The sequence below is a fragment of the Mesorhizobium sp. M4A.F.Ca.ET.022.05.2.1 genome, assembly GCF_003998845.1.
In the GTDB taxonomy this organism is placed as follows: domain Bacteria; phylum Pseudomonadota; class Alphaproteobacteria; order Rhizobiales; family Rhizobiaceae; genus Mesorhizobium.
In genome coordinates, this window is the sequence record NZ_RZOJ01000457.1 from 1 (window position 1) to 4,728 (window position 4,728).

At 64.1% G+C, this 4,728-nt stretch carries 7 protein-coding genes; 6 read left to right on the plus strand and 1 reads right to left on the minus strand.

Features of this window, described 5'->3' with window-relative positions; all coding sequences use genetic code 11:
• The 6 genes from EN745_RS30365 to EN745_RS30385 form a co-directional block, all read left to right on the plus strand.
• On the plus strand, positions 1–729 hold a 729-nt coding region (locus tag EN745_RS30365), incomplete at its 5' end, for a response regulator (RefSeq protein ID WP_245487875.1).
• 193 nt (positions 730–922) lie between these two features.
• The gene (locus tag EN745_RS30370; RefSeq protein WP_036240811.1) at positions 923–1,087 is read left to right on the plus strand and encodes a DUF1328 domain-containing protein; all 165 of its coding nucleotides are present in this window, start codon (positions 923–925) and stop codon (positions 1,085–1,087) included.
• A 186-nt stretch (positions 1,088–1,273) separates the two neighbouring features.
• Positions 1,274–2,287, plus strand: a complete 1,014-nt coding sequence (locus EN745_RS30375) for a sensor histidine kinase (protein ID WP_245487876.1) — start codon at positions 1,274–1,276, stop codon at positions 2,285–2,287.
• 162 nt (positions 2,288–2,449) lie between these two features.
• Positions 2,450–2,626: a hypothetical protein gene (locus EN745_RS36395; RefSeq protein ID WP_189363205.1), complete on the plus strand. Its 177-nt coding sequence runs from the start codon at positions 2,450–2,452 to the stop codon at positions 2,624–2,626.
• Between the two features lie 110 nt (positions 2,627–2,736).
• Positions 2,737–3,066 (plus strand): hypothetical protein, encoded by a 330-nt coding sequence (locus EN745_RS30380; RefSeq protein ID WP_126057996.1) that lies wholly within the window; start codon positions 2,737–2,739, stop codon positions 3,064–3,066.
• An 81-nt stretch (positions 3,067–3,147) separates the two neighbouring features.
• On the plus strand, positions 3,148–3,390 hold the full coding sequence (locus tag EN745_RS30385; protein WP_126057995.1) for a YMGG-like glycine zipper-containing protein: 243 nt from the start codon (positions 3,148–3,150) through the stop codon (positions 3,388–3,390).
• Positions 3,391–3,489: 99 nt separating this feature from the next.
• On the opposite strand, the gene EN745_RS30390 is transcribed toward EN745_RS30385, so the two are convergent.
• Positions 3,490–4,728 (minus strand): CHASE domain-containing protein (locus EN745_RS30390; RefSeq protein ID WP_127422952.1); only part of this gene is annotated, 1,239 nt, incomplete at its 5' end.

Below are 4,728 nucleotides of genomic sequence, written 5' to 3' on the forward strand. Positions count from 1 at the left end.
GGATCGCAGGAGAGCGGCGACGCGCTGGTCGCCGCGATGCTTGAGGCCATCATCTCCGATGTCGACATCTTTCCCCAGGCGTCGAACGACCGCATCGCGCTCTACAAGGTCTTCGCCAGGCTTTTCACGTCGGTCGCCATCCGTGTTCCGCAGGAACACGCACAGTCGGCATGGGAACAGCGGGCGGCCGCAAATCTCAACGCGATTGCCCCTCGGCCCCGGCAGGCCTTCCTGCTGGTCGCCGTCGAAGGCTTCAGCGAGGACGAGGCGGCCGAGATCCTGGATGCCGACGAGCAGGAATTCTCCGATCTGCTTGCCCAGGCGAGCAACGAGATTTCCCGCCAGGTGGCGACCGACGTGCTGATCATCGAGGACGAGCCGCTGATCGCCATGGACATCGAGGAAATGGTCGAGAGCCTTGGCCATCGCGTCGTCGGCACCGCGCGCACCCATGCCGAGGCGGTGGCGATTTTCGGCAAGACCAGGCCGAAGATGGTGCTGGCCGACATCCAGCTTGCCGACGGCAGCTCGGGCATCGAGGCCGTCAACGAGATCCTGTCCTCCACGCCGGTGCCGGTGATCTTCATCACCGCCTTTCCCGAGCGCCTGCTGACCGGTGAGCGGCCGGAACCGGCCTTCCTGGTGACCAAGCCGTTCAACCCGGACATGGTGAAGGCGCTGATCAGCCAGGCGCTGTTCTTCGATCGGCAGGCCAAGGCTGCGGCGTAGTACGGGGTGCCGCGCGCCCCGCCGCCGTCCGCCATCCCGCATGAAATAGAGCTTTTCGGCGCGTCTCGGACGGGCGTCGCGGCGAGACTTTGGAATTCGCATCCCACCCCTTCCAGGGATCGTCTTTTTCGGTAAATGGTGGAACAAACGCTACCCACCCACGTTTTACCGCAGCATAGGAAGGAGACGGATCATGCTTTACTGGGCGCTCGTTTTTCTCGTCGTGGCGATCATCGCCGGTGCGCTTGGTTTCGGCGGCATCGCCGGCACCTCGGCCGGCATCGCGCAGATACTCTTCTTCATCTTCCTCGCCTTCCTGATCATCTCGCTCATTGCCGGCCTGTTCAAACGGGCGTGAGGGCGAGCCTCCGAACACTGGAAGCCGCACCCCTCAAACGGTTTCCAGCCCCCGCCGGGCGGTATCCTCCAACGAGATGCCGCTCGGCGGACCGTATCTGGATCCTCATTTCAGGAACCCATTTTGCAATAGGCCGTTCAGCCTGAGTTCGGTGGCAAGCGATCGATGCGTTCCAAGGCCGCAAACATGAGCAACAGCGGGCAGGGCGAAGAGGTCATCGCCCTGCATCCGGCCGAAAGCGGAATGCAGCTTGGCCGGGCTCTTCTCCACGCGCTGCACAACGCCGGCATCTCGGTGCTCTACCAGGACCGCGAGATGAAGACGATCTGGGCGCGCAACATGCGCGCGCCATGGGCCTCGGACACGCCAGACAGCAACGGCATCCTGCCGCCGGCGCAGGCCGAGCGTATCGGCGCCGCCAAGCGCAGCGTCATAGCCTCCGGCAACCCTGAACGGCTCGAGCTCGGCGTGCCCGCCGAAGACGGCGTCCGCTGGTTCCAGGTCTGGATCGACGCCGATCACAGCGACGGCGGCGAGGTGCAGGGCGTCGTCACCACCATGGTCGAGACCACCGAGCAGAAGCGCCGCGAGCAAACGCTCAAGACGCTGCTGCGCGAGGTCAGCCACCGCTCGAAGAACCTGCTCGCCATCATCCAGAGCATCGCCAGCCAGACCAGTCGCTATTCCGGAACGTCGGGTGATTTCCTGACGCGCTTCCGCGGCCGGCTGCAGTCGTTGGCCGCCTCGCAGGATTTGGTGACATCCTCCAATTGGCGGGGTGCGGAGCTTCACGAGCTCGTTTCCGGCCAGGTCGGCCGCTATGCCGCCGACCCCAGACGCAGCGTGCGCTTCGAGGGCGCAAACCCCTACCTCAATCCCAACGCCGCCTTGCATGTCGGTCTCGCCATGCATGAGCTCGCCGTCAATTCGGTTAGCTACGGCGCCCTGTCGCGGCCGAACGGCCATGTCAAGGTGACGGCCAGACTGACGACTGCCGCCGACGGCGAACCTGCTCTGTCGCTGATCTGGGTCGAAGCCATCGGAGGCCGTGAGGTCGGGCACAACGAGAAGCGCTTTGGCAGCGTCGCCCTGGAACGCGTCGTGCCGACGTCGCTGAACGGCACGGCGACGCTCGAGATCACGGAAGATCGCCTCGAATATGGCCTCGTCATTCCCAAGGGCAATTTCGAAACGGACTGACATGGATCGACAGGCGCGCCGAAGACGGCGCGGTGGCCCGCGGACAACATCCTTAACCGGCTGTTCACCATAAAGTCCGATGCTGTTCTTCCCAGATGACGCTGAAACCTGGCGATGGCCTGCGGCCGCCGTCGGGTCCGGCGCAACAGGGGAGGAATCGTCTTGACGGTTGCCGACATGAACAGGCTGGAGCAGGCCGCTCGCGTCTCGATGAGCGGTTTCCAGGATGCCGAAGCTCCGCCCTCGACCTCGGCCCGCGCCACCCATCCCGTGCTTCGGCTGGTCGCCGTTGCCCTGGTCGCGGCCATCGCGCTGACACTGGCCACGCAGTCCAACTGACGCCCGCGATGCGCTGTCGCGCGCCTGACCGCCAATTTATTCGATGCGGCACCGCCTGCGCAGGAACTTTGCCCGTTTTGGTCCGTTTTTGTGGCGAGAGGATTCTCGCCATGGAACATATCGCTGCCTTGCTGCTGGTTATCGGCTGCTCCGGCTCCATGACCGAATGCCGCGAATTGTCGGTGCCAGTCAGCGTCTTCGAGACCGCCGAACAATGCACTGCCGAGCGGCCTTTCGCCATGGCCGACGTTCAGGGTCAGGCTGCTCATGTCGTTGCCGAGTGCCTCGCTGTCGATCCGGCGCTGGAGGACGACTACGACCAGGTCGTCTGGAACGTGCGAGCGGATGGCACGCTCGACGCATCATTGCAGGTATCCAGCCTCGTCCTTGCCTCCAACAACAGTGCGCGCCCCGAAAAAACCTATCTTGGTCAACAATAAAATCGAGCGGGCCAAGGCTGTTGTTTCATGTTAAATGGCGGTTGTAGCCTCCTAAAGTGAGGACAAAGGAGAGGTGACTCTATGCGGAAGATGATTATTGCCATGGTTGCGGTGGTCGCTGTCAGCGGCTGCAGCACGACCGAGCAGGACGTTGGCGTTGGCGCCGGTGTCGGCGCTGTCGCCGGTGGCCTGATCGGCGGCACCAAGGGCGCGCTGATCGGTGCGGCCGTCGGCGCCGGCTCGGGTCTGCTGGTCCGCAACCTGCGCAATGGCTATTGCCAGTATCGCGACAATCGCGGCCGTCTCTACACGGCACGCTGCTGATCGCTTCGCATCAGGCGCAATAGGAACGGAGGCCGGCTCGTCCGGTCTCCGTTTGTTTGTGCCGCCTGAAAATGACCGTTCAGAGCGAAAGGGATCCATTCACCCCGCCAGCGGGACCCTGATTACCACCACCAGCCCCTCGGCGCGAAAATCGCGCTTGATCGTGCCGCCCAATTCGCGCGTGACGTTGAGGTCTATCAGCTTGGTGCCGAAGCCTGTCTTGGCCGGTGCTTCGAGCTGCTTCTGCCCGGCCTCTCGCCAGTTGAGCACCAACGTCCGATCCCGGCCGCGCCCTTCCAGCAACCAGTCGACCTTGAGTGCTCCCACGGAATTGCCGGCCTCGCCATATTTCAGTGCGTTCGTCGCCAGTTCGTGGAAGGTCAGGCCGAGCGCCTGGGTGGTCGTCTCGTCAAGCAGCACCTCCGGCCCCGACAATATGCCTTCGGGAAGCTCCTTGCCGAACACCTGGCCGAGCTCGATGCGCAGGAGATCGCCGAGATCGGCCTTCTGCCAGCGCGAGCGGGTCAGCATGTCCTGGGACGCTGCCATCGCCTGCAGCCGCGCCGCGAAGGATGACGAGAACTCCTTCACGTCGGTGGCGTGCGAGGCCGTCTGGCGCGCTATCGCCAGCACCCGCGTGATCGAATTCTTGATGCGATGCTTCATTTCCTGCAGCATCAGCTCCTTTTCGAGCAGGCTCTTTTCCGTCGTCTCGTGCAGCAGCGACACTGCGTCGTAAGCCCGCTCCTGATAGCGCGCCACCAGCGCGATCGCGCCGGCGAGCAGCAGCCCGAACAGGCCGAGCATCACCGGAATGGCGCGCGACGAAGGCAGCGAGAAAGCGCTTGTCGGCCGAAACAGCACAGTCCAGGGACGGCCGGCGACGACGATCTTGCGGGTCACCAGCAGCCTGTCGCCAAAGGTCTCGACCGGCGGCGTCTCCGACCGGAAGAGGAGATTGTCGGCGTCAGGCTGGCCGTCATAGATCTCCGTGTTGACCGGCAGGAGCGGCGTGCGGCTGAGCGCCGTCTGGAACAGATCGCGGGCACGAAACGCCGCATAGAGGAAACCAGCGGTCGAGGAGCGGCTGGCGTTGATGACTTCGGGCGCGGTCTCGACATTGAGCCGCACGAAGACCAGGAAGCCGGGGAAGGTCTGAGTGGCACCGGTTCCCTGGCCGAGCTGGACCAGACCGCTTGCATGCTGCTGATCGTCGGCCATTGCCTTTTCGATCGCCGCCCGCCGCGCCGGCTCGGTGAACATGTCGAAGCCGATGCTGGCCTGGTTGGACGGGTCTATCGGCTCGAACATCACGATCGGCGTGCGCCAGGGTTGCGT

Coding starts and splice junctions, on each gene's coding strand:
- EN745_RS30370 (WP_036240811.1), top strand. CDS start 923: ATGCTTTACTGGGCGCTCGTTTTTCTCGTCGTGGCGATCATCGCCGGT.
- EN745_RS30375 (WP_245487876.1), top strand. CDS start 1,274: ATGAGCAACAGCGGGCAGGGCGAAGAGGTCATCGCCCTGCATCCGGCC.
- EN745_RS30380 (WP_126057996.1), top strand. CDS start 2,737: ATGGAACATATCGCTGCCTTGCTGCTGGTTATCGGCTGCTCCGGCTCC.
- EN745_RS30385 (WP_126057995.1), top strand. CDS start 3,148: ATGCGGAAGATGATTATTGCCATGGTTGCGGTGGTCGCTGTCAGCGGC.